This is a genomic window from Streptomyces iranensis (assembly GCF_017874715.1).
GTDB lineage: Bacteria > Actinomycetota > Actinomycetes > Streptomycetales > Streptomycetaceae > Streptomyces > Streptomyces iranensis.
In genome coordinates this window covers 613,480-636,918 of record NZ_JAGGLR010000001.1, presented here as the reverse complement: position 1 = coordinate 636,918, position 23,439 = coordinate 613,480, and the positions used below count along the sequence as shown (strand labels likewise).

Here is a 23,439-nt window from a genome sequence, read left to right as displayed (position 1 = left end):
GTGCGGAGGTCATGCGGTCGGTCCGTACTGATCGCGGCCGGACGGAGCCTTGGCCAGAGCACGCTCGGTGATGGCGGCGGTCGCCTGCTTCGAGGCGGCACCGAGGCGGTCGGCGTCCGGCTCGCGGTACCAGGGCTTGAGGTCCAGCAGGGCCGGGCGGACACCGGTGGCCAGTAGCAGCGCGCTTCCCTTGGGCAGAGCCCGGATCGCGTCGGGCGGGAGCACGCGCTGTTGCCGCATGCTGACCGAGGAGGACTTCCCGGATTCGCTGGTGGAGACCGAGAGGGTCTGCACGTCGTGGTCGCCCGCCAGGCGGGAGAGCTTGTCGGCGAAGTCCGCGTCGTCGATACCGGAGCCGATCAGCTTGATCGTCGCCGCCGACCAGAGGGCGTCCATGCCGGTCTCGCCCCACACGCGCTGGCCCTGCCGGTAGGACTGCAGGATCGTGATCGGGATGACCCCACGGCTGCCGAGGTGGGAGTACAGGTCCGGCAAGTCCTGGATCTTGCACACGTTCGCGGCCTCATCCAGGATCGCCAGCAGCGGCGGGTCGAGGCGACCGCCATCGCGCTCGGCCCGGATGACGGCCGCGCGCATCACCGCGTCGGCAGCCGCAGCGATGATCGCCGAGGCGCTGCCGCCGCCGTCCTTGGAGAGCAGATAGAGCGTGTCGGTACTGCTGGAGAACTCCTCCGGCTTGAACTCCCGCAGCTTCGAGCCGCCTTGCGGCGGAGTGACCCAGGCCGAGATGCGCGGGTCCAGCAGGCAGCTCGCGTACTGCCGCGCGTTCTCGAAGATCCCGTCGCGGGTCTCCACGGCTCCGGCGACGGTGCCCTGCAACTGGGCGGCGACGGCATCCAGACCGGCATCGGTGAGCAGATCGATCGGGGTGCGGTCGGCCGGGGAGGCGAGCCACGCGGTCACCTCGGTGACCGGACGCCCGCCCCGCGCGGCTGCCAGGAAGAGAGCGGTGAGGGTGTTCGCGGCGGCGGTGGACCAGAAGTCCCCCGCGCTGGACTCGTCGACCGACGCGGTGACGAAGTGCTGTGCCAGACGCCGGGCTCCGGTCAGGTCGTGGGCGTCGGAGAGGATGTCCCACCACATCGTCTGCTCGGCGTGCGCGATCTGCTGGGGATCCAGCGTCCACACGGTCCCCACCTCGGCCCGCTCATCGAGCGTCGCGGTGTAGGCGTCGTTCGCCGCCTTGTTGGACGTGAGCAGCACCGCGCCGGGGGCGCGGAGGATCGCGGGGATCGCGAGGCCGGAGGTCTTGCCCGACCGGGGCGCCATGATGGCGAGGAGAACGTCCTCCCAGGAGGAGCGCACCTCCGCCGAGCCGGGCTTCAGCGAGCCGAGCAGCACCCCGCGATCATTTGGGGCGATGTCCTTGGGGTTCGTGGCCTTCAGGCTGGGGCGCAGCCCGGTGGCCTTCGCGGCGGCCTTCTTCGGCAGCAGATCACCCAGGTCTCGGTGGTCGGCCAGGCCCTGCCGGTTGGTGCGGAAGCGCAGCCACAGCTTGACGCCGAGCACAGCGGCCGTGAGCAGGAGGACGGCAGGGATGGCGTAGCAGCCGGTGAGCAGCGCGGGCCGGGAGAGGTGCGGCCACAGGTCCTCGGGGTGGAAGAGGGCCTGGATCGGTTCGAGCGGCGCCCACGGGCCGGAACCGACAGCGGCGTTGGTGAGGTTGCCGAACAGCCAGGCCAGTGAGCCGCCGCCGATACCGAGGGCGGCGAGGCCGAGCAGGAGATAGAGCAGGACGTCCGTACCGGTGGTGGTCGAGGGCGTCCTGGTACGCGCATCAGACAAGACGAGATCCAGGAACGTGCGGGAGTGGTGAGGGGCGCGCGGACGGTGGGGGCGGTTCTGCGGGCAGACATGGACGGGCTCCTAGCGGTGGTGGCGGGCTTGCGGAGTGTGCTTGGGATGTACCTGCGCGGCGGGTGGGCCGGGTAGGTCGGGGGCCGGGCTCGCGTCACCGGGGCGGCGTTGCGGGGCGCTGGCGTAGTAGTGGGCGACCTGGGTCTGCCAACGGGGCGCAGGGGGCGGGTCGAGATCCCGCATCTGGTCGCCTGCGTCGTGCAACTCGTCGCTGAGCGAGGTGAGCGTGGCGACGGCGTCTTCGAACTTGTAGGCCAGCTCCCAGCCTTCGTCGGTCTCGGATTCCTTCACCTTTTCCACAGCGGCCTCGAAGAACTGGCCGAGCCGTGCAAGCACACCGTCGGCCTCGTCCAGCACGTGCTCTGCCGTCTCGGCGGCCTCTCGGTACGTCGTGGCTGCGTTGAACTGGTCGGTCAGCGCGAGGATCTGGTGCCCGTAGGTGCGCTTGCCCTCCGGGTCGGTGGGCGTGCGCGGGGCATCGGGGGCGGGTGACACGGGACTCTCCGGGGCTAGAAGTGGGGGTTCTCGCTGGGCCGGTCGGCCTCGCCGGCGGCCTCCAGCAGCTCGGGCAGGTCCGCGGGTTCGGAGTCCCGGTTGTCGATCCACCACCCCGCCCGGGTCAGCAGTCGTACACCCTCCTCGATGGCCTCCCACTCACCCTCATCCGTCTCGCCTTCCAGGACGAGCGCGCTGTAGGCGGCGGACACGAGCTGGTGGCGGCAACGCGCGGCCCAGCCGACCGCGCGCTCGCTCCCATCCAGCGGCGGCATCCGGTACTGCTCGGCCCACTTCTCAGCCTCGGCCGCCTCCTCGGCGCGCTTGTTCGCCAGCCACTCGGCCGTGGACTCCGAGTCCTGGCCCCGGGAAGCACGCCAGCACTCGGAGCAGTCACGAGAGGTGAGCCAGCGCGCGTAGCCAGCACGCCGGTCGGCGGCGCGGTCGGACAGATCGGCCTGCGTGGTGTGACCGCAGGCGTGGTCGATGGGCCAGATCTTCTTCACGGGCATGGAGCAGGCTCCTTTCAGCGGGTGTGGCGGTTGGCGGGTGGCGACTGGTCCGGAGGAGCCGGCTGCGGGAGAACCGGCTTCGAAGCTGCTCCCGGGCGTCGGGGCGAGGAAGATGTTGCGGCGCGGGAGCGGGCGGTGTGGTGCACCGCCTTCTGCTGTTCGAGGTGGGTACTTCGGAGCGGGGCGGTGAGTTCTTGGACGCCCCCTGGCTCATGTCCTCCAGCTCCATCACCGCGCTCATGACCTCGTCGTGGAGGGCAGTGACCAGGTACTTGACGTGGTGCAGGCGCAGGGCCATATCCCGGCCCTCGTCGGAGTCGAGGCGGTTGCACCAAGCGGTGGCGGTGTCGACGAGACTGTCCAGCTCTCCGACCGCGCCGATGCCCTCGTCCATCGCATCCCGGATGACTTCGGCGACCTCGGCCGGGTCGCTAGGAACACGTGCCTCCTCGGACAGCGCGATCGGGTACCGAACGGGAACGGGGCCGAGCCCGTCACCGTCCGGCGGCACCACGGCGCGCGGGTCGGCGGCGACCGACAGCCCCGCGTCCTGGAACTCGCGCGTGGCGGCAGCCACGTTCTTGACCGCCGCGTTGTGCGGAATCTCGGGCGGCAGCAGATACACATCCAGCCCGGCTTTGTACTCGAAGTGGTGCTTGCGCAGGACCTCATCGAGGAAGAGCCGGTCATCGGCGACGGCAGCGGCGATACCGAATTCGGGGATGGAACCGAAGGCGACATCGGGCTCAAGATGCAAAGACACAGGAACGTTTCTCCTAGCGGTGGTGTGCGAGCTGCCGGGCCGCCGCCGGTGCGGGCCGGTGCGCGCTCTCTACGCGGGGACCGGGTTGCGGAACCGCGGTTGCTGTACGGGCGGGCGAGACGGCGCTCGCGGCCTGGGACCGTCGTTGCTGGGCTGCAGTCGCCACGAGGGTCGTCTCCAACGGCGGGCTGCCGGGCAGCGGGTGCCGCTCACCGGGTTGGAGGTCGTAGGCGGCGTCCGCGCTGACGTTCTGGTGCGCGGCCCGCAGCGACTGCACCGCGAGCTGGGTGCGGCGGACCGGATCGTGGTGCGGCTCGGTCAGGGCGTAGAGGCGGCTGTCGGGGACCGGTTCAAAGCCGACTCGGCGGAGGAGGTGGTCGGTGACGTGGTGATCGTGGGAGAGGGCGGCCACGACGCCGTCCTTCGGGTGGCGGCCGATGGTGATGTGCGGGGCTTCCGGCACAAGCGCACCTCGCGGGTTGGGGCGGTCGGTGCGACGAGGATCTGTGTGAAAGCGGGGTTTGGCGGTGCCGGAGATTTCCGCTAGCGCGTCCGGTACGTCCTCTCCGGAGCGTGCGGCGCGGGCCTCGACGGACGAGTGGTGTCCGGTGCCGGACTGGAGGTGGCTGTAGTGGTGGAGCGGGCACGAGCGGCCTCGGCCTGAGCGGCCCGGGCACGACCGGCGGCCGGGGTGGAGCTGGTTGCTTGGTCGATCTCGACCAGGACGTCGGCGTTGTCGGCCCAGATGACCGCATAATGCCGCCGAGCACTCCTAGTTGGCGACTGCGGCACCTACCTGCCATGCGCACGAGGTAGGTGACGTAGGTCACGGGTCGGTGTATGGGGGAGAGCTAAGAACGTGGGGTGGGCCGGGAGTAGATGTCAGTGAGCGCGCTGCCCGTCCCGTCGAGCATGAAGGACCTCTCACAGATGACCGACAACCTCTCCGAGATCATCGGGATCGCCCTGGGGTCCCTGCAGTTGGTGGCGTTCGGATGGGGGCGCGCTGCGGCAGCCCGTGCGAGGCGTCGCTGGGGAGCCAGGGATGGGGAGGCGCCCGTGAAGGCGACTTCCATACCGGGAATGCCCCCGATGATGCCCCCGCCGCCTGGTTCGGTGGTCCACTACCGGTGGGCCGACGGGAGCAGCGCAACGGTTTGGATGCCCGGTGCCGAGGGCGCGAGGTGGTCGTAGTGCAGCTAGGGCCCGACGGGTCGGTCCCTCTCGATCCGAGAGATCCGCTTGGGCTGAAGCGGGAGGATGGTCGTGAGCGTTACGAGCGGTGTCATCGGCTGTTGTTCGGCCACTTGGCTCGGTACGACCTCCCGTACGTCGATCGGGACGCGATCGCCAACGAGGCCATCAAAGCAGTGTTCCTCCGTTTCAGTCGGCCGACGCAGAGATGTGCCGAGTTCGATCCGGCCAGGGACCCCATGGCCTACCTGACGACGACTGCGGACAACCTCGCCAAGACCTTGCTGAAGAAGGTGGCGGAACGCCCGGTGCTCACAGCTGACGGTGTTGTCCCCGACCGGGCTGCCCTCGACACCGAACCCCCGGAGGAGGGAGATCCGGCGCTGTGGGAGAGCCCGGACGACGAGCTGCTGGAGGCGGTCCGCCATGCCATGCGGAATCTGCCTCCGCGGCAGGCCCAGGTGGTGGACATGACGTTGGGCGGGCGCAAGCCCGAAGAGATCGCGGAGCAGTTGGGTATCTCCCGGAACGCTGTGGACGGCAGCCTGCACCAGGCTCGCGGCACCGTGCGTGGAGTGCCTGAGGTCAGGTCCCGTATCCGGCATGGCCACCTGCAGCAAGGTGATCATGGGTGAGGCATTGAAGCGGAACTTGGAAGGGGCGGAACAGGCCGTCGATCGAGAGCAGAGGGAGAGCATGGACGCGTACGACGAGCTGCTGGGCGCGCTCGATGGGCCAGCGGATCACTGGGACCGCCCCGACGGTGACTGGGGAGCGGTCGACGCTGGGGACCGAGCAGCGCGGACGGAAGCGCGGCAGGTTGCCAACAGTGGGTACCTTCTGGGTACCGAGGCTCTACGTCGTGGTGATGTGGAGCGGGCCATCGACTGGTTCTCCGTGGGGGCCGACGAGCAGCACCCGGGCGCCCCCTTTCGGTGGGGGGCCGCTGAGTCACGGCGTGCCGGAATCTACTACACGACCGGTAACGGCAAGAGCGTGAACATGAACGTGTTCCATCTGGTGATGCAGGCTGGAGCCTGGGGTCATGGCGATGCACAGCGTCTTGTCAGCAGGGTCCGCGCACGCGGGGATGAACCTGCGGTCATCCCTGACGGTGGTGCTCGCAACGTGTGCTCCCCGCACAAGCGGGGATGGTCCCCGCCCCCGTACAGGGCGAGTTGGGGCGGTTCCTCCTCCCCACGCACGTGGGGACGGCCCTCGGAGCACATCGCGGATCTCCAGGACCTTGGTCTGCTCCCCGCACACGCGGGGGTGGAACCCCGATCAACACCCGCGAGTTTTCCCCTGCCGACTTCCCGCGTGCATGGGGACACGCCCCTGCACTCCGGTTCGAACATTGCCCGGACCATGTTGTGGCCTGCCCTGGACGTCGACATCCTGGACCAGCTGACTCTGGTCCCGGACGAGGAGCCCTACCGGCCCCAGGACCCAGAGTTCTACCCGGAAGTACGGAGGGCGTTCGAGGCGTGCTTTGACCGCGCCGACGATCGCGGTGCCTCTGGGGCCGCAGGTGAGGCAGCGCGAGCGCCTGTGGAGAACGCAGCTGCCCCCCACCCTTCCGTCGCCCCGCATCCCGGCACCACTGGGGCGGATGCGATCGCGCGGAAGGCCGGTTACGTGCAGCTCGCGGGCCTTCCCGGGCAGGCGGCCCCGTGGGCATCCGTGTTGGTTGCCTCTGGCATTGGGCTACCGATCTTCCTTGAGTCGTTGGGGATGCAGGAGCGGGCCAGCACCTGTGAAGCCGACCGCGTCAGGGAGGACACTGCCGTCTCATGGAAGCGCTATGTGAAGGAGGCACAGCGTTCCGGCATCGTGACGCAAGCGCTTTGCGATCGGACTTTGGGGAGTGCCTTCCTCGTTGACGCTCTCGTGAGCCTTCTGCAACGCAGTGGTCGAATCGCTCGCCAAGGTGCTCTGCGGGACCTAGTGGCTGAACCAGCCTGCCGTGCGCTGCAAGAGGCGGTCCAAACCGTAACTTGGCTCACCCCAGCAAGGGCTGCGCAGGCCTCCGTAGAAGGCAGCAGGAACGTGCGCAGTCATTTCGACTCGTTCACTACCCGCTTCACCAGTGTTCAGGGATTCAGGCCCATTGAGCTCGAAGTCCACCCGTCTCTGTCTGTGAACACCGCTGTGCCAACAGACATAGATACTCTCCTCGCTTCCAGCCGGTACCCGGGCCCCGAGAAGGTCCCCGGGCAGGGACCTAGCACACCAGCCGACCTCTATGCGTTGGGCTGCGTGATGCACGAACTACTATTGAGAGAGGAGATGTTCAGGGCCAACCGCTCCGCTTCTGGGCCTCGGTACGAGGTGGCCGGGATGAATTCCCGGCGGCGCATTCCGTCCACTGGGCGACCGGATCTAGAGGAGTTGCTGATGCGACTCCTTGATGAAGCTCTCCGGGGGCGTTCGGCCATCACACAGACGTGCGCTCAGTTGGGCGAACTGCTCGGGACAGGCGGAGCCAGCGATACCACGCTAGGGATTCGACTAGCGAAGTACGTCCCGGGGGCGAACGACACGATGCTGGGAAACCAACACCGAACTTTGGCGCAGCTATTTGAGACTGCGAACACTTCCTGCGCCCAGGTGTCTGCATGATCTGTGGAGCCGTAGCCCACCGCTTGAGGGCAGGTCATCGTCATGTCTCTACTCCCGCGGGTTCGATTCCCGCGGGCACGTTGTCGTTACCTGCAGGTGGAGGTCGGCGGGGGTTCACTCGACGGGATGACGGATCCGTCGTTTCGTCGGGTACGCGTTGGCGATGGCGTCCGCCGGCTGACCGATGGCTACATCGGGAGTAGCCGGACGGTAGTGATTGACTTCGCGCGAACCCTGTCGGGCCCGCTGTGGACGGCCACCTGTGCGGCTGAACCTTGCACTTTGCAGCTTTACCTTGCATACGAGGTTGCGTAGGGCAGTTGGACCCTTCCTGCGGCTGTTGTGGTCCAGCAGCAGGCTTCCGTCAGTGATTTCAGCATCGGGTGTGTCTGTAGGTCGGGTGCGACGCTATAAATCACGGCACCTCCCGGGTCACCTTCGGTACTCTGCTCCCTTCGCCTGCGGGCGGAGTCACAGGGGGGAACGGCTCATCCATGACTTCACGACCGACCGGCCTATTTCCTGTCGCTGACACCGCGCGTCACGCCAAGGGGCGTCAAAAGATGCACGGCCTCGCCCTGTACATCTCGCACGTCTGGGAAGCGGCCGCCACCACCTCAACTGCGCTCTGCCACTTGCATGGTATGGACGTGGACACTGAGCGAGTCGCCCTGGAGATTGCGCCCGCGCTGGCGGCCATCCGGACCCTCGACCTAGAGGTGATCTGCAACAGTCAGAGCCCCGCTGACCAGGACCGATACCGAAGTCTTCTCGCATCTGATCCGCAGGGGCAGGTCGTCCGAGGGCTTCTGCTGCTGCGCAACGCGGACATCCACCTGCCTGCCACCGTCGATGTCAAGACGGACCGCATTACCGGGGGTGTGAACCACGTCCGGGTGTTTCCCTCCTGGCAGCCGTACGACCAGCTCCCCGGCGCCATCCGTACCAGCACCGGAACTCGCCCCGGCGCCCACAACGCTTACAGGACCGCAGTCGGCGGTCATCTGGTGGTCGACACGCTCCTGGACGCCTTCGCGTTTTTCCACCGCTGTGACCCCACCTTGGCCCGCTACGTCCCGGGCACCGAGGAGCTGGAGTACTTCCCTCTGAAGCAGTACATCAGCCACGACTACGACCGGCGTCACCCTGACCAACCCAGCCGTCCTCAGGTCGAGGCCGAGGTGCGCAGACGGACCCAGCAGACCCCGCCGCTCGGCAAGGGACGGGTCATCGTGCATAGCTTCAGCAGCGACGGGGCGACTATCTACTGCGGCGCCACCGTCCGTTCCCTCATCCCTATGGACTTCACGGAGCCTGAAGACCAGGTCGCACGCGACATCCAGGCCGGCTATCCGTACGTCGCCGTCACCGCAGACGGTACCCACCACGTCGTCTCCGTGGACGGCGGCAACCGGCTCTTCGCCGACGGCAGCCTCCTCGCGCAGCTGCCGCTGCGCAGTCCGCGAGATCACCCTCACACCGAGTTCTGTCAGGAGAGGTGGCAGGTGGCTGCCACGGACGCCTTCGAGTACCGCGCCCAACGACACCTCCATGGATGCTAGGCCATCGTCTATGTGGAGGATTCCTCCCTGTACCTGAGCTACAGTCGTGGCTTTCGTAAGCGGGAACAGTGATCGGTACACGGTCGCCGGGGACGTCGCCGAAGATGCAGGGTGGGTCTGCACAACTGCGGAACTGACCGTGCAGGCTTACCTTTCGCATCGCTGATCACGGCCATCGGCAGATGCTGCCTTCCGCCGCATCGGACAAGATGTCCCGACAGTGGATCTGTGGTTCGCGGATCGCGCCTTGGCCCAGCCGATCCACCCCTTGAGTAAGGGGCGTCATCGGCCCATGACCCTTGGGTTCATGGGGATCACGACGTCAGTATTCGTGAACTCGCAGACCATGGCGTGCATCCGGGCGTCGGTGTCGAACAGTTCGCGCTCGCGGGGGTGGAGGAGGTGCTGGGTGACGAAGGAGCGGCCCGCGACCTTCCACAGGCCGCGTCCCCTGGTGAGACCGGAGACGGCCTGGGTCTCGACACCGGTAAGCCCGAGCAGGGATGCTGCGGCGGCGAGTTGGTCCGCTTCCTGGCGGTAGATGATGCGGGTGGAGCAGTCGGTGAGCAGGCCCTCCGCCAAGGCGCGGCCCCGGGAACCAGCGTCGCCCGCCGTCAGCAGGTCCGAGAGGCGGTGGATGATCATCATGTTGGCGATGCCGAGGCCCCGGCTCAGCTTCCACTGGGACTGCATGCGCTCCAGCAGGGCGACGTGCCTCATCACGCGCCAGGCTTCGTCGTAGATCATCCAGCGCCGTCCGCCGGTGGGGTCGGCGAGGGCGGATTCCATCCATGTGCTCGCGCAGGTCATCGCCAGGACCAATGCGGTGTCGTCACCGGCACCGCTCAGGCGGGAGAGGTCGATGGACAGCATCGGTGCGCTCGGATCGAAGGCGACGGTCGATTCCCCGTCGAACATCCCGGCGAGGTCACCGTGGACCATCCGCCGCAGGGCGTGGGCGAGGTCTTGGGCCGCGTTCCCGAGGCGGCCGGAGGGCTCGCCGTTCGCGGCGTCGAGCTGCTCCGGTGAGCCGAGGACGTGCGCGATCTGCCCCAGCAGCGGGGTGCTGCCACTGGCCTCGGCGCGGGTGACGACCTCGTCGAGGGCGACGTCCAGCGCGGTGTGTTCCATCGGATGCAACTCGCGCCGCAGCACGGTCTTGGCCAGCGAGCCGAGCAGCAGGAGGCGACGCTTGCGGACCTCGTTGCGCCAGTCCTCCTCGCGGATTCCGCTTGGCCGCGCGGGGGCGTCCAGCGGGTTGAGGCGCCCGGGCAGGCCGGGGCCCAGCGCGATGGTGTGGCCGCCCAGCTCGCGTGCGACGACGGTCCACTCGCCCTTCGGATCGCAGGGCACGTAGATCCGGTAGCCGAAGGCGACGGCCCGCACCGCGAGGGACTTGGCCACCGCGGACTTGCCCATGCCGATCACCCCGGCCAGCAGGATGTTCGGGTTGGTGAACCCGTCGAGACGCCCGTATAGAGCGAACGGGTCGTAGCAGAAAGCGGCTTCGGCGTGGACGTCCCGGCCGACGTAGATGCCTTGTGCGCCGAGGCCGCCTTCGGCCAGGAAGGGGTAGGCACCGGAAGCGGTCGCGGTCGTCATGCGGTGGGCGGGAAGGTTGATGCTGCCGCCGCGGGCGGAAGCGGGACCGGACCGACCGGCTGCGGCGTAGGTGGCCCGCAGCTCGGGGTCGACGCCGGAGTGGGTGGGCCGGGTCCCAGGACGGGCGGAGTGCCGGGCCTGTTCGCGGGCGGTAGCCAGGTGGGCCCTCGCGGTGCGCGAGGTGCGACGGTCGCTCTTGGCCGGGACGAACAGCGGGCTGGCCGAGGCGCGGGTGCGTATCGAGGGGGCCATGCGGGGTGGTGCTCCTGGTGGTCAGTGGTGGATGAGGCCGGTGAAGGGGTCGCGCAGATCGGCTGGTGTGTGATCCCGGCGGACCCGTGCGGAGGTGGCCAGGTGGCGCTGGCACACGGTGAGGTCGGGTGTCCCCTCGGGAAGCCGGGTCCGGCATGCCTCGCGGCTGGGCAGGTGGCCGGTGTCCGGGCGCGGTGCGGTGTGGAAGGCGGTGTGGAGGTGGTCGGCGGCCTGCCACAGCCGGATCCGGCACGCCCGCAGGTGGTTGCCTTCGACGCCTGCGACCGGAGTGGTGCGGGCGGTATGCGCGTCGAGGAGCCCGTAGAGGGCGACCAGATGTGCGTGCAGGGAGTCCAGTTCGGCCCGGCCAGCGGCGAGGGGCTTGACAGGCATGTTGATCGCCCGGTGGAAGTCGAGAGCGGCGGTGGCGAACGGAACGAAGTCCGAGGCCGGTTCGGCGGGCAGGGGGTCGGTCGGCATGGGGATAGGGACCTTCGGTCGAGCGCGGCAAAGGGGGTCTGGCGCGGGTTGGCTACACCGCGAGGGCGAGTGGCAGGGCGGCGCGGGTGAAGGCTTCGGCCTGCTGCCAGGTCAGCCGCCGCAGGTCGGTCATGGTCGAGACGGCGGCGGTCTCGATGGCCGCGCAGGCGGAGTTGAGTTCGTCCTCGGAGGTGGCGCTGACGGTGAGCAGCCCGGTGAGGGCGACATCCGCGTGCCCGGCGAGTAGCTGCCGTTCGCGCTCCTTGACGTCGGCGTACTCGACCGCGTCCTCCTCGGAGTCGACCTGGCCCTTGCGGGCTCGCTCGGAGGCATCCGCGATGACGGACGCCTTCTTGCGCTGCACGTCCTTGAGCGCGGAGTCCAGCCCCTTGGGCGCGTAGGTGAGGGAGAGGGTGCGGTGCACCCCGGTGGTGAACAGCATCTGGTGCAGGAACCCGGGGCTGGTCTCGGTCCTTGGCCAGTTCTCGATCCAGTACGTCGCGTGGTGCGCGGAGTCGGTCTGGACGCGGTCGCCCTTCTCCACCAGGACCACCGGACCGGCGGCAGCGGGGTCAGCCTGCGGCCGCCCGGTCGCGGACCACTGGTCGAGTGCGGCGGAGGCATGCGGGTCGTAGGCGGTACGGACCACCGCTGCGATCTCGCGTGCGGCCAGCCAACCCCTCGGGGTGAGCCCGGCGTTGCGGGCGGCCTGGTCGAAGGTGGCGGTGAGCTGGCCCAGCACAGAGAAGGTCCCGGTAAGTCCGCCCCCGGCCTGGTTGATCAGGCGGCGGGCGGCCCGCATGTCGAGGGCGAGCGCGACGTATGCCTCGTGCGGCGCGGCGGCCGGTCCTGCGGCGTCCAGCAGGTCGCGGTAGACCGGGCCCGCCAGCGGGGTATCGGGAATGCCGTGCTCGTGCCAGTACCGGTTGAGCGCGTCACCGCTCTCAGGGACGGTGCGCTCCAGCACCTGTACACGGGCGACGTGGCCGGTGCGGGCGAGTGCGGCCAGCGTGCGGCCCCAGCCGGTCACGTTGGCGGACTGGGTTGCCGGGTCGAGCAGCGCGAAGGCACGGGCGGAGACGCGGACAACGGCGGTCAAGGTGCCCGCGTGCGGGTCGTGGACCGCGCCGAAGTGGCCGGTGGGAGCGGTGACGACCCGCAGGGAGGCTGCGGTACCTGGCAGGTGCAGCAGCCCTGCCCGGCGTGGCCGGGTGGCGGGGCGGGCGAGCCAGACCAACTGACCCTTCGCACGGCGCAGTACGTAGCGCAGGGCGATGGGCGTCCAGTCGGCCAGCGACCGTCCCCGGTGCCGCACGAAGACGGCCGCCAGCAGGAGGACCCAGACCGGTATGAGCTTCAGCGCTCCGAGAACGCCGGAGGTGAGCAGGACCGCGAGCAGAAGCAGGCCGGTGATCGCGACACCGAGCAACTGCGCGACAGAGAGCCCCATCAGAACGCCACGGCGCGTGCGGTGCGGGAACTTCACGGTAGCCGGGCCGTCGGAGGGGGAGGTTTCGGAGAGCATGAGACAGCCGTCCTTGAAGCACAGGGGAACGAGGGGGAGGCGACGGGGGCGGGCGGCCGGGCGCGGACTGAGCCCGCCCCCGTCAGATGAGGGCTCTAGGAGCCGGGATCGCTCGGCGGGCCGGGGTAGACCCACCGTTGCGGTGCGGCACCGCCCTGCGGGGGCGGGCTGCTCGATGGCGGCCGACCGCTCGCTCGCGAGGAGGAAGGCTGGTGCAGGGGCCCTGCCGGTCCGCCGGAGGCGCCCTGGGGCGTGGGACCGGAGGAGACCGGAGCCGAATCTGCACCCGACCCGGACTCCTGCCCCGGGCGCTGGATGAGCGGCTGGCCACGGTCGCCGTCGGTCGGCGGACGGCGGATCAGGGCCTTGCCCTTGTCACCCGAAGCATTGGGATTCTCGCCGAAGCGGAAATGGGTCTGCTTCGGCTCGCCCAGGCTGCCGCCGCCCGAGCCGCCACTCGGGTCGATGCCCGAAGCCACGCCACCGGCCCCTTGACCAGGCACCTTCGACGGACCCTGCGGTGCGATGCCAGCGGTCTTGGCCTGCAGCGCCAGCTGACCAGCGGTCTGCGCCGCACCAGCTGCCGTACGGAGACCGGACACGCCTGAGCGGTGCAGGTCGTCGTGCCCACCGCCGTCCGAGGCCCAGTGCACGAACTTGTACGTGGCGTAGGGGCACAGCAGCACCAGGACCATCACGACGATGCCCGCCATCGCGTCCGACAAGGCGCTCAGCCCGTCATGGGAATCCGATTTGCCCATCGCGGAGACGCCGAGGAGGAAGACGATCGTCATCAGCAGCTTGGAGACCACCAGGGTGGCGGTGGCCTCGATCCAGCCGCGACGCCACCGCTTGGCGACCTCCCAGCCTCCGCCGGCCCCGGCGAAGACCGCGAGCGTGACGAGCACGAGGATGCCGACCTTGCGCGCGACCATCACCGCCCAGTACAAGAACGCGCCGACCGCGCAGCCGAGAGCCACCAGGGTGGGAACGGCCCAGCCCAGGCCGTACATCCTCCCCAGCTGCTGCACCTTGATCAGGCGGCGGATCGCGTCATCGACGGAGCTGTTGGCCGCCTTGAACAGTCCTGCGGACAGGGCGTCGGTGACGGTGAGCGCGGCGGTGGTGCAGGCGATCGCGGCGAAGGCGAAGAAGACCCCGACCATCGTCCCGAACGCCGCCTGCGCCAGCGCGCGCTCGTCCCGGCGCCAAGCGGCCCGGGTGAGCTGGAGACAGAACGTGCCGACGGTGAGCACCAGCCCGATGGGGAGGACCAGTTCGTAGTTGTGGCGAAACCACTCTGCGTTCAGGTCCACCGCCGTGGTCTTGTCCACGGCCCTGGAGGCCAGGTCGGTGGCTGACTGCGCAAGCTCACCCATCGACTTGGCGATCCAGGCGCCCATGCCACTGGTGATGGCCTCACCGGTCTTGCCGACCACGCCACCCACCGCACCGCACACGTGGTTCATCAGGGGAAGGTCACAGGCCCTCATCGGGCACCTCCTTCCTCGTCGGGGCGGCGGTCATGGGGCGACCTCCGGCAGGACCCCGGACAGGGCGCAGTCGTGGTGGGGTCGGCACTGGATGGCGAGCGTGGCCGAGCGGGGCTCGGCGCCGGAACCGCCGTGCTTCCAACCGATGGACTGCTCGCCGGTGACGGTGACGGCGTAGACGTACGTCTGCGTGATCGCCCCGGGGTCCTGGGACATGGCGGTCTTGAACGCTTCGGGGAAGTGCCCCTCGCTCACCTTCGCCCTGGCCCGCTGGTGGTTGTCGTGCATCCGCAGCCACAGCACCTCGCTGGGTACCTGGCTGGTCACCGATTCCCAGTCGCGGTAGTTCCTCTCGCCGGTCATCCACGCCTTGAGCCCGGTCAGGTGCTCGGCGCGGGAGCCGTGCCGGGTGTCGTAGGTCCACAGCGCCTTGGTGGCCGCCTCCGCGAAGGTGACCGGATCGCTGGTGTGCGGCGGCTTCGCCACAGCGCGCTCGGAGCCGGGGGATGGGGTTTTGTGCGGCGCCGGGGAAGCGGAGCGCGAGCTGGACGGTGGCGGCGCCGGGGCACCCGGCCGGGTCAGGTAGCCGACCAGACCGGCTATGCCCGCCAGCATCGCGAGGATGATGCCGATCATCACCGCACGCCGCAGCACCGACGACGAGGCATCGACGGGCCGATTCGACGGCTTGAAAAATCGTTTCTTCGGCATCAGTGAACCTGCGTCCCCATCGCCGAGAAGAACGCGATGATCCCATTCGCCGCCCCCAGCAGCAGGGCGACACCTGCGGCGATCGTCGTGCCCTTCTTGCCGTTCTGCTCGGCTTGGTGACCGCCGCTGTGATGCCCCCAAGCCCAGATCATTGCCGAGAGGGCCAGGGCGCCGACGGTGGCGACGATCCCGAAGAGGTTGATGCTGCCCATCACCTTCTTCAACACGTCGAGGCCGGGAAGGCCGCCCTCCCTGGGGTGCACGCCTGGGTCGTAGGCCAGGTACTGGAGATGCTGTGCGAGCTTCAATAGGGAACTCCTGTTGTGTGGGCGCGCGAAAGCCCGGAGTTGGTGCGAGAGGGAGAGGAGAGAGGGAGAGGCGCGTCAGGCGACGCGGCGTGCGGCGAGGATGGAGGGACGCCAGTCGGCGAGCCGGGTGATCTTGACGACGTCACCGGTGCGCGGGGCCTGAAGGATCAGGCCGCGCCCGATGTACATGCCGACGTGTTCCGGCCGGGCGGCCGTGCCGCGGGTGAAGAGCAGGTCCCCGGCCTTCAAATGGTCCGGGCTGACGGCCTTGCCGTCCTTGACCTGCGTGTACGTGGTCCGGGAGAGCTGAACGCCGCTGGCCTTGTACGACGCCTGCATCAGGGAGGAGCAGTCGCACCGGCTCATCGGATCCTTGCCGTGCGCATTCGCGCACGAGCCGCCCCACTGGTACTCGGTGCCGAGCTGCCCCAGGCCCCAACGGATCGCCTTGCGCACCGGCACGGGCGCCGAGTCCGGGATCTTGTAGCCCTTGGGTGCGGACCCCTTCGGAATCGGGCCGAACGAAGAGCCGTCCTGGCCGCCGCACTCAGCCCCGGCGAGAGCCTCGGCCTCGCCACCCTTGGCTGCGCTCTTACCGGAACCGCCGCTGGTCATGGAGGACTTGGCGAGGGCCTTCTGCAAAGCGGTCGCCAGCGGCTCCCACTTCGCGTACGCGTCGGGCAAGGCACTCGCCTGGACCGCCTGGGCGGCCTGGGCGATGGTCATCGACTGCCAGCCCGAGACCTTCTTCAAGTGCGTGTAGAACGAGGTCGAGGCGTGCACCGGATCCCGCACCTGCTCGGCCGTTCCCCAGCCCTGGCTCGGCCGCTGCTGAAACAGCCCGAGCGAGTCCCGGTCGCCATAGGACAGGTTCCGCAGCCCCGACTCCTGCAAGGCCGTGGCCAGCGCGACCACCTGCCCCCGGGCCGGGACCTTCAGCGCGACACCGGTGTCCTGGATCTTCTTCGCGTTCGGGACCTGCCCCTTGGGCGCATCGAGCCCGGACGCGTGGCCCGGCCCGGCCTTGTCGCTCTTGAGGATCGAGCGCACCTGCTTCGCGACCGCCGCAGCGTCAACGTCGCCACCCGCGTCGTCTTTTACAGGCCGCGTCGGCGCCGTGCGTACCGGCCATCGCCATCGCCAGCGGAGCGATCAGCAGCAGCGGCGCGGTGACCACCGCGCCGACGACGTACAGGGTCTTCACGGGTTCGGGATTGGTGCGGGGTGAGAGACGTGTCGCGTACCGGGATATGGCGCCGGGCGTGCCAGGGCGTGCCGCATCGGCAACTCCTTGTGCGTAGGCGGCGCGGTGCGGGTGCTCTCGTCGAAAAGGTCACCGGCACCGCGCCGGTCAAGAATCTGAAATCCCCGTGCAGGGACAGCGACCGGTGGCCGGGGCCAGTTCACCCCGGCCGCCCGTATCGCTTTAGCGAGGAGCGGCAGTAAGCCGCGCTGGTAATCTCACGCGCCACATTAGAAGACGCCTTTCTCCGGTCAGGAGACGCTCGACAGCATGCCGATGCGCCCCGCCCATCGGACGACGCAGCAGGCATCAGCACCGCTCATCAGGGAGGTAACCGAGTCCTTCCCGATGAGCTTGCCGAGACTGTAGGGAGGAATTCCGGCCGCACCAAACGAGGAGATACCGACACCGAGGGAAGCCTCGTTCTGACTTGGTGCGGCCGGGATCCGCGATTAACCTCCGGCGAAATGGCCTGACTCCGAGGTATGCCGTTCGGCAGTTCCTGGAGCCGCTCACCTCCCCGCGCGCTACCCCGTAAGGAATTCACGCGCCCGGCTCCCGAAAGAGAGAAACCGCGTGCCCTATACCCTCCACCGAGGCGACGCACTGACCGTTCTGTCCGACCTGCCCGACAACAGCGTCGACGCCCTGATCACCGATCCGCCCTACAACTCGGGCGGACGCACCAGCGGCGAGCGCACCGGACGCACCGCGCGGGCCAAGTACACCGCCGCGGACGCCGAGCACCACCTCGCCAACTTCCCCGGCGAGAACCGCGACCAGCGCAGTTACGGATTCTGGCTCACCCTCCTGCTGACCGAGTCCTACCGGGCCACCGTCGAGTCCGGTACCGCTCTTATTTTCACGGACTGGCGCCAACTGCCCACTACGACAGACGCGTTGCAGGCGGCGGGGTGGACGTGGCGGGGGATCGCCTCCTGGCACAAGCCGGTGTCCCGACCGCAGAAGGGGCGCCTCAAGCAGTCCTGCGAGTACATCGTCTGGGGCACCAAGGGCCCGGTCGACGCCAACCGGAACCCCGTCTACCTTCCCGGGCTCTACACCGCCAGCCAGCCGCGCAAGGACCGCGTGCACATCACGCAGAAGCCGGTCGAGGTGATGCAGGACCTGGTGAAGATCTGCCCTCCGGCCGGCACCGTTCTTGACCCCTTTGCCGGATCCGGCAGCACCGGAGTCGCGGCTCTGCGCGAGGGACGGCAGTTCATCGGCATCGAGCTGTCCGACCACTACGCCGACATCGCCGAACAGCGCATGGAGCGCGAACTGACCCAGGACGACTTCGACCTTGCCGGACCCGAGGAGTGACCCCGGGACGAGAGACATAGGAAGAGGGCAGAACGCACGAAGGGGCGGTCGCACCCCCGATACGGGTATGCGACCGCCCCTTCGTCTGCCATGGTCAGGAAGCCGCGACGCTCCGCAGGATCAAGCCCTCGGCTCGCTCCAGATCGGCTCGCGAACGCAGGCTCACCTCGACCCCCGAGATACCGAGACAGCCGACCTTGGTCACGTCCCGGGTGAATCCCTCCTCCAGCTCCACCGTCGCCGGATCGAGATTCAGATTCACCGCCACGACCTCCTTGCGCGGCTGAACACGCACGGTGGCGAAGTTCTTCATCCGCCGGTAGGTGAAGTAGTGCTGCTGTGGCTCCATCCGCGCCCCCTCGGGCACCAGAAGCCGCTCATCGACCGCGTCGAACAGCTCCTTGAGCTTCGCAGGCGCCCCCTCCAGCCGCTGCTGCACACTGACCACCGGCCCCGACCCGGTCATGTGCGACGCGGCCGGGGCATTCGTGCGCGAGGAAGCCGCCCTGGTCCCGGCGACGGAGGTGATCAACTGGAGCGTGACCACGTCGTCGAAGACCCGATAGGTGACCAGATCGATCCGGCGACCGATCTCCTCCACGGCCACCGTGTCGTGGTACGTGAACTCTCCCGCCACGCACACCACCCGCGGATTGCTCCAGTCCACGGCCCCGGCTGCCTCCGGACCGAGCCGGTCCGCGACCAGCCGCTCGAACTCGTGGTGATGATCACGCAGCCACACCAGATAGGACAGCGCCTGGCTGATGACATTCTGATCCCTCGAACGCTTGTACTCGATGACCACCGGGGTGCCGTTCTCATCGAGCCCCAGCGAATCGACCCGGCCTCGGTGCCGACCAGTCCGGTACTCCGTAGCCAGGAACCGGATGCCGAGCATCGCCTCCATGTTGGCCTCGATCAGCGACTGCAGCTCACGCTCCACCGCCACCGACGCCCCTGGTATCTCCGTGGCCCGGGCGCCTCTCACCCGGAAGACCTTCAGATTGCTCATGTCCCTCCCGGGCCTCCTACGGGATCACTGTGCACGAACAATGGAGGTCAGCGGACCTTTATTCCCGGGGAATCACCGCAGACACTTACGGGCACGGCAGACGCCGCTGCGCGAAGCGCCCCCTTCAGCCACATCCAGCCGCCCGGCCACCTGGGACCGGTGTGCTGCAGCACCAGTCCGCCCAGCGGCCCGCCGACGAATCGCACGATCACCAGGCGTCCTGTGGGAGGAGAACGCCATGATCGGGGTGCTTTAGGGGCGGGGCGTATGCGCACGCCGCACGCGGACGCTAGTGTGGTGTCACATAAAACTTGACCGGAGGCACCTCTCCACACAGGAAGAGGGCACCCCGGGAAAGACGAAGAGCGTCGGCGCGGGTTGCAGCCCGTTGCGCCGAACGCCCTTCACCTGCTATTTGCAGTGCACAGCGGCCCGGTGCTCTTCCGGGCCGTTTTGCTGTGCGGTCACAGCAGCTCCCCGAGGAACTGGCGGGCCTTGTCGACCCAGTCCTCTGCCAGCGGCCGGAACGCGGCGGTTGCCACGGTCGTGACCACCACGGCGACTAAGCGCTTCCCGGTCCGCCGGATCCGCGGGAGCCAGCGGCTGTGCCTGCGGGGTGGTGATGCCGTCTGCACCTCCCCCCGGTCTCCCTCGGCTGGCTGGTCGCCAGCCTCCGCTCCCGGTGGTCGGTTTGGTGTATCCGACATCGCGTGTCTCCTCTTTGTCGAGTGAATGGGACGGTGGGTAGCACGAACATCTGCTCGTGCAGCCCGTCGGCCCATCCCGGCGACGGAGACAACGAGGTCACACTACCGGCCCCAAGTGCTCGTGAACCGCTCAGCCGGGCCCACGTAGCCCAAAAACACGGTGGCGACCGAGAACTGACGGGAAGTTGACAACGAACATCCCGCAACCGCAGCAAGGTTCATGAGTCTGACGGACAACCCCTGACCAAGCGTGTGATATACCTCACCTTTGATGGTTTCCGGGTGAGACGCCCCTGGCGCGGCGGAGAGGCCCGGCCGGACAGACCGGGCCCGACAGCCGTCACATCGCGGCCACGGCCCACCTCAGTGGCCGCGCGCGGTTAGTGGTGGGCCCCGCTCCCGTTCGCAGTGGGAGTGGAGGCCGTCGACGGCGCACCGCTATGGACATAGCCCCGCAACCCCAGCGGCCACCGCAGACCCTGGTAGCCGTAACAGGCTCAATCCAGGGCAGCAGTGCCACTTTTTCCGGACACCGCAGGCCCTCCTTTGGCTACCGCGCCCGGCGGGTGAACCTGACGGCCAGGAGTCACCGGCGGCCGCGAACCGGTGAGTGAACGCCCTCGCCGGAGCGCACGTGACGGCTGAGACACAGCAGGGCCTCGGTCGGTCGACCGTCCGTCGCCCTGCTGTCTGCCGGGTACGTCCGCCATCGCGTTGGTGTTGAATGATCGCCTGGTGAAAGGGGCGCCGGGTAGCGGCGCTCATTGGTCCCCTGTCATGGCTACCGGGTACCGCCCCGCGTGGTGGCGGCGGCTTGACCAAGATCCGTGTGTTGTGCACCGAGGCGCTTGAGCTTGCGGCGCACGCGCTCGCCATAAGCTGCCGGCAGACCGGCATCGCGCGCGGCCTGACGCCATGTGTCCCCAGTTTCTGACCAGCTGTGAGCCACTGTCGCCTCGTCGCGGTACAGCTTGCGCAGTACCGCGACTACTCGGCGGTCGGCGAGTACGGCGCGTAGCACGGCGTCTTCAGGCGTACTGCCGTCGGTGACCAGATCCGCAAGCACTAGTCCGTTGCTGACCGGCTTAGAGGCTGTTGTCTTTCCGAGTCTGAGGACTGCGTTTTCGCTGGTCAGGGGTAGGGGTGGCGTCCGTGTGGGAGTGATGGACCGTCGTTTCGTCGCTCCTGTGGAGGTCGTGAATGCCGTCGGTTGTCGGACTGCTGGAACAGCACGAGCTTGCCGCCCGTCGTCGCGTGGACGGGCTGCGCGAGGAAGCCGAACGCATCCAGGCCGAGCTCGCGACGGCCGAGCAGGAGTGGCTGGAGTGGACGATCGCCCGCGAGCGCGTTGGTGCGGTGCTGTCCGTGCCGGGCGGGAGTCCAGCCGACGTGGTGGTCACCGACTTGCCGGGCGGCGCCGGGACGGAAGGCGAGGTGCAAGCGTCGCCGCCTGTGGCGGCGAAGGCGAAGTCGCAGGTTCCGGTGTGGCGCGAGGGGTTGGCCTGGACGGCACTGTCGGCGGACTACCAGCGCATCCTGGCCGCGCTCGCAGATCGGGTCCGTCTCGGTCAGGGCCCGCTGACCTGCCAGGAGATGGCTGCCGCCTTCGGCATGGACGTGGTGCCGGCCAGGGTGGAGGCGCTGCGGTCGAAGTCGAAACGCCTGGTCGCCCGGGGCTGGCTGGCCGAGCCGGCGCCGGGCCGGTTCACGCTCGCGCGAGGCGTGAGCGGACCAGGCGGCGGGTCATGACCATGGTCATCGACCAGTAGACCATCGCCTCGGCGCTGGTGGTGCGGCGTTCGAAGTCGCGTACCAGGCGGCGGCTTCGCATCAGGTGGGCGAAGAGCCGCTCGACGATCCACCGCTTGGGCAGCACCACGAAGCCGCGCGTGTCGTCGCTGCGTTTGACGATGGCCAGGACCAGGGCGAACGCGGCCAGGCAGTGCTCGACGAGGCTGCCGGTGTAACCGCCGTCGGCCCAGACGAGTTCCAGCCGGTGATGGGCGTCGGCCACCTGGGCGAGCAGGACCTTCGCGGCGGCGCGGTCGCCGGTGTCCGCTGCGGTGACCATCACGCCCAGCAGCAGGCCGAGGGCGTCGACCACGACGTGCCGCTTGCGGCCGTTGATCAGCTTCCCGCCGTCGAAGCCGCGGCTGTCGGCGCCGACGACGGCGTCAGCCTTGACCGACTGCGAGTCGATCACGCCGGCCGTCGGCTCCGCATCCCGCCCTTCCTTCTGGCGGACCCGGCCGCGCAGCCGGTCGTGGAACTCCCTGACCAGCACGTGGTCGCGCCAACGGCGGAAGAACGCGTAGACCCGGTCCCACGGTGGGAAGTCGCCGGGCATAGCCCGCCACTTGATCCCGTTGTCCACGAGATAGCGCACAGCGTCCAGCATGGCCCGGTGGCAGTACGCCTCCGGCTGTCCGCCCCGGCCCCGCAGCCAGCCCGGCACCGGCAGCAGCGGCCGGACCACGGCCCACTCCGCGTCCGTCATGTCCGAGGGGTACCGCCGAACACGTTCCGGGTGATCGGCCGCATTCCCGAACCGGTGAGCGACGCAATCACACCTCGGTGCAGCCGAGTTGAACTCCACCGGCGCGAGCACGTACAACTGCGGCAACAGGGTCTCCTGGATCTCGGTCGGCTTCGCAACCCCGAGCTACCAAGAGGCCCTGCCTTCATGCCCGCGGCCGGCCGCGATCACCCAAACGAGACTCCCGTTCGACACCCACCCCTCAAGATCGGAACGACAACAGCTACTTATCGAGAAGGTGTGTCCGGCATCCGCCTGACCTGCGTGTCCACACCGGCTGTAGCCGCCGGTGCTCCATCAGCGTCTCTGTTTTGAGCAGTCGCAGCACCGACTCCTCGGCCATGCTTGGCGTGCTCAACGCTGCCGTCCAGTCTGTGAGGAGTGCTGTGGAGACTGCCTCGCGCCACTGCCCCGCCTTCGCCGGACGGATACCCAACCAGTCGACGGCAAAGTCGTCGACTGCACGATCGCGCCCTTCGATGGCTGCCTCCCGGGCAGCCATGGCCGCAATTAAGCCGGACCGTGAACCTGGCGCTGTCCACGTACGCGGCTGTAGCGCGGCTGAGAAGGACTTATCCCGGAAGCGGAAGGGCGGCAAGAGCACGGAGCTGGTCCCAGGAGAGTGATCGACATTCACCTCAACACGGGAGAAAAGGTTCAGTTGTTGGGACAGTCGCTGGGCAACGTCGATGAAGAATGGCGGCACTGTCAGCGGATCCATGCCGCACCCGTCAGTGGCGAGGCTCGTCTCGTAGCTGATGGAGACGGGGGTCTTGCAATCGAGTGGGAAGACGGCGCTGACACTGCTGATCGTCACGCCAGGCTTCGGCGTGTGGTGGGCGGGGGTAGAGGTCATGAAGGGAGGTCCTCCTCGGGGCAGGTCGTAGAGCCTTCACCTCTAGGTGCGGCAGGGTGCCGTAGCGGCAAAGAATCTGAGATCGCCCCCTGTGATCTCCGTCACTACCTGGGCCGGCATGGTCGTGCCCGCCAGTCGGAGCCATCTTCCGGCGGCCCGGGTGGAGCCCAGCTAACTCGTCCAGCCGGAAGTTGGATGGACGCTCTTGGACGGAGCAGCACGAGAGCGAAGTAGGTGGACGGGTGCACGTACTCTGATCAGGCGCGACTTCAATCCGCGGTATCAGCGGGCGCGAGCCAGCATGATCGCCCATGTGCTCGAACTGCGTGAGTTTGCGGCGCAGCTGCTGTGTGGCCTCGTTC

At 68.5% G+C, this 23,439-nt stretch carries 19 protein-coding genes and 1 pseudogene; 4 read left to right on the top strand and 16 right to left on the bottom strand.

What is annotated here, in order from left to right:
* Nucleotides 1-9: 9 nt before the first annotated feature.
* The 5 genes from J2Z30_RS02790 to J2Z30_RS02770 all read right to left on the bottom strand — a co-directional run bounded on the left by J2Z30_RS02790 (nt 10) and on the right by J2Z30_RS02770 (nt 4,111).
* On the bottom strand, nt 10-1,806 hold the full coding sequence (locus tag J2Z30_RS02790) for a type IV secretory system conjugative DNA transfer family protein (protein ID WP_044576348.1): 1,797 nt from the start codon (nt 1,804-1,806) through the stop codon (nt 10-12).
* An 81-nt stretch (nt 1,807-1,887) separates the two neighbouring features.
* Complete coding sequence (locus J2Z30_RS02785) at nt 1,888-2,373, bottom strand: hypothetical protein (protein WP_052701623.1); 486 nt, start codon at nt 2,371-2,373, stop codon at nt 1,888-1,890.
* A gap of 14 nt (nt 2,374-2,387) precedes the next feature.
* Nucleotides 2,388-2,885 (bottom strand): hypothetical protein, encoded by a 498-nt coding sequence (locus tag J2Z30_RS02780; protein ID WP_044576351.1) that lies wholly within the window; start codon nt 2,883-2,885, stop codon nt 2,388-2,390.
* Nucleotides 2,767-3,648: a hypothetical protein gene (locus tag J2Z30_RS02775; RefSeq protein WP_209468519.1), complete on the bottom strand. Its 882-nt coding sequence runs from the start codon at nt 3,646-3,648 to the stop codon at nt 2,767-2,769. Before J2Z30_RS02775 ends, J2Z30_RS02780 begins: the two co-directional genes overlap by 119 nt.
* A 13-nt stretch (nt 3,649-3,661) precedes the next feature.
* On the bottom strand, nt 3,662-4,111 hold the full coding sequence (locus J2Z30_RS02770; RefSeq protein WP_044576353.1) for a hypothetical protein: 450 nt from the start codon (nt 4,109-4,111) through the stop codon (nt 3,662-3,664).
* Between the two features lie 532 nt (nt 4,112-4,643).
* Here J2Z30_RS02770 and J2Z30_RS02765 point away from each other — a divergent pair.
* Both J2Z30_RS02765 and J2Z30_RS02760 read left to right on the top strand, forming a co-directional pair.
* Nucleotides 4,644-5,477 carry an RNA polymerase sigma factor gene (locus tag J2Z30_RS02765; RefSeq protein WP_078956927.1) on the top strand — a complete coding sequence of 278 codons (834 nt, stop codon included), beginning with the start codon at nt 4,644-4,646 and terminating at the stop codon, nt 5,475-5,477.
* A 2,637-nt stretch (nt 5,478-8,114) separates the two neighbouring features.
* Nucleotides 8,115-9,026, top strand: a complete 912-nt coding sequence (locus tag J2Z30_RS02760; RefSeq protein ID WP_209468517.1) for a hypothetical protein — start codon at nt 8,115-8,117, stop codon at nt 9,024-9,026.
* A 282-nt stretch (nt 9,027-9,308) separates the two neighbouring features.
* Here J2Z30_RS02760 and J2Z30_RS02755 read toward each other — a convergent pair whose 3' ends face one another.
* The 7 genes and pseudogenes from J2Z30_RS02755 to J2Z30_RS02725 form a co-directional block, all read right to left on the bottom strand.
* A complete protein-coding gene (locus J2Z30_RS02755; RefSeq protein ID WP_044576362.1) occupies nt 9,309-10,880 on the bottom strand; it encodes a putative type IV secretion/conjugal transfer ATPase in 1,572 nt (523 codons plus the stop codon).
* 21 nt (nt 10,881-10,901) lie between these two features.
* Nucleotides 10,902-11,360: a DUF6238 family protein gene (locus tag J2Z30_RS02750; protein WP_044576365.1), complete on the bottom strand. Its 459-nt coding sequence runs from the start codon at nt 11,358-11,360 to the stop codon at nt 10,902-10,904.
* A gap of 52 nt (nt 11,361-11,412) precedes the next feature.
* The gene (locus J2Z30_RS02745) at nt 11,413-12,885 is read right to left on the bottom strand and encodes an SCO6880 family protein (protein ID WP_044576366.1); all 1,473 of its coding nucleotides are present in this window, start codon (nt 12,883-12,885) and stop codon (nt 11,413-11,415) included.
* 95 nt (nt 12,886-12,980) lie between these two features.
* Nucleotides 12,981-14,378, bottom strand: coding sequence for an SCO6881 family protein (locus J2Z30_RS02740; protein WP_044576369.1), 1,398 nt, complete (start codon nt 14,376-14,378; stop codon nt 12,981-12,983).
* A 30-nt stretch (nt 14,379-14,408) separates the two neighbouring features.
* The gene (locus J2Z30_RS02735; RefSeq protein ID WP_044576371.1) at nt 14,409-15,089 is read right to left on the bottom strand and encodes a hypothetical protein; all 681 of its coding nucleotides are present in this window, start codon (nt 15,087-15,089) and stop codon (nt 14,409-14,411) included.
* Nucleotides 15,089-15,397 carry a DUF6112 family protein gene (locus J2Z30_RS02730; RefSeq protein WP_044576373.1) on the bottom strand — a complete coding sequence of 103 codons (309 nt, stop codon included), beginning with the start codon at nt 15,395-15,397 and terminating at the stop codon, nt 15,089-15,091. The genes J2Z30_RS02735 and J2Z30_RS02730 overlap by 1 nt, the downstream gene beginning before the upstream one ends.
* A 75-nt stretch (nt 15,398-15,472) precedes the next feature.
* Nucleotides 15,473-16,601, bottom strand: a pseudogene (locus tag J2Z30_RS02725) (C40 family peptidase).
* 615 nt (nt 16,602-17,216) lie between these two features.
* Here J2Z30_RS02725 and J2Z30_RS02720 point away from each other — a divergent pair.
* Nucleotides 17,217-17,966, top strand: a complete 750-nt coding sequence (locus tag J2Z30_RS02720) for a DNA-methyltransferase (RefSeq protein WP_044576375.1) — start codon at nt 17,217-17,219, stop codon at nt 17,964-17,966.
* Between the two features lie 94 nt (nt 17,967-18,060).
* On the opposite strand, the gene J2Z30_RS02715 is transcribed toward J2Z30_RS02720, so the two are convergent.
* Nucleotides 18,061-18,978 (bottom strand): DUF5655 domain-containing protein, encoded by a 918-nt coding sequence (locus J2Z30_RS02715; RefSeq protein WP_044576377.1) that lies wholly within the window; start codon nt 18,976-18,978, stop codon nt 18,061-18,063.
* Between the two features lie 464 nt (nt 18,979-19,442).
* Nucleotides 19,443-19,613 (bottom strand): hypothetical protein, encoded by a 171-nt coding sequence (locus tag J2Z30_RS02710; protein ID WP_209468516.1) that lies wholly within the window; start codon nt 19,611-19,613, stop codon nt 19,443-19,445.
* Nucleotides 19,614-20,885: 1,272 nt separating this feature from the next.
* Between J2Z30_RS02710 and J2Z30_RS02705 the strand changes: the two genes are divergently transcribed.
* Nucleotides 20,886-21,434 carry a hypothetical protein gene (locus J2Z30_RS02705; RefSeq protein WP_044576379.1) on the top strand — a complete coding sequence of 183 codons (549 nt, stop codon included), beginning with the start codon at nt 20,886-20,888 and terminating at the stop codon, nt 21,432-21,434.
* Here the strand turns inward: J2Z30_RS02705 and J2Z30_RS02700 are convergent.
* On the bottom strand, nt 21,391-22,182 hold the full coding sequence (locus J2Z30_RS02700) for an IS5 family transposase (protein ID WP_078956928.1): 792 nt from the start codon (nt 22,180-22,182) through the stop codon (nt 21,391-21,393). The genes J2Z30_RS02705 and J2Z30_RS02700 overlap by 44 nt on opposite strands.
* 262 nt (nt 22,183-22,444) lie before the next feature.
* On the bottom strand, nt 22,445-23,077 hold the full coding sequence (locus J2Z30_RS02695) for a hypothetical protein (RefSeq protein ID WP_044576381.1): 633 nt from the start codon (nt 23,075-23,077) through the stop codon (nt 22,445-22,447).
* Nucleotides 23,078-23,439: the final 362 nt, after the last annotated feature.

Bases quoted from the DNA above. Each gene is read 5' to 3' on its own strand.
- J2Z30_RS02735 (WP_044576371.1), bottom strand. From the start codon at position 15,089: ATGCCGAAGAAACGATTTTTCAAGCCGTCGAATCGGCCCGTCGATGCC.
- J2Z30_RS02750 (WP_044576365.1), bottom strand. From the start codon at position 11,360: ATGCCGACCGACCCCCTGCCCGCCGAACCGGCCTCGGACTTCGTTCCG.
- J2Z30_RS02705 (WP_044576379.1), top strand. From the start codon at position 20,886: ATGCCGTCGGTTGTCGGACTGCTGGAACAGCACGAGCTTGCCGCCCGT.
- J2Z30_RS02715 (WP_044576377.1), bottom strand. From the start codon at position 18,978: ATGAGCAATCTGAAGGTCTTCCGGGTGAGAGGCGCCCGGGCCACGGAG.
- J2Z30_RS02745 (WP_044576366.1), bottom strand. From the start codon at position 12,885: ATGCTCTCCGAAACCTCCCCCTCCGACGGCCCGGCTACCGTGAAGTTC.
- J2Z30_RS02755 (WP_044576362.1), bottom strand. From the start codon at position 10,880: ATGGCCCCCTCGATACGCACCCGCGCCTCGGCCAGCCCGCTGTTCGTC.
- J2Z30_RS02700 (WP_078956928.1), bottom strand. From the start codon at position 22,182: ATGACGGACGCGGAGTGGGCCGTGGTCCGGCCGCTGCTGCCGGTGCCG.
- J2Z30_RS02765 (WP_078956927.1), top strand. From the start codon at position 4,644: ATGGGGGCGCGCTGCGGCAGCCCGTGCGAGGCGTCGCTGGGGAGCCAG.
- J2Z30_RS02695 (WP_044576381.1), bottom strand. From the start codon at position 23,077: ATGACCTCTACCCCCGCCCACCACACGCCGAAGCCTGGCGTGACGATC.
- J2Z30_RS02780 (WP_044576351.1), bottom strand. From the start codon at position 2,885: ATGCCCGTGAAGAAGATCTGGCCCATCGACCACGCCTGCGGTCACACC.
- J2Z30_RS02740 (WP_044576369.1), bottom strand. From the start codon at position 14,378: ATGAGGGCCTGTGACCTTCCCCTGATGAACCACGTGTGCGGTGCGGTG.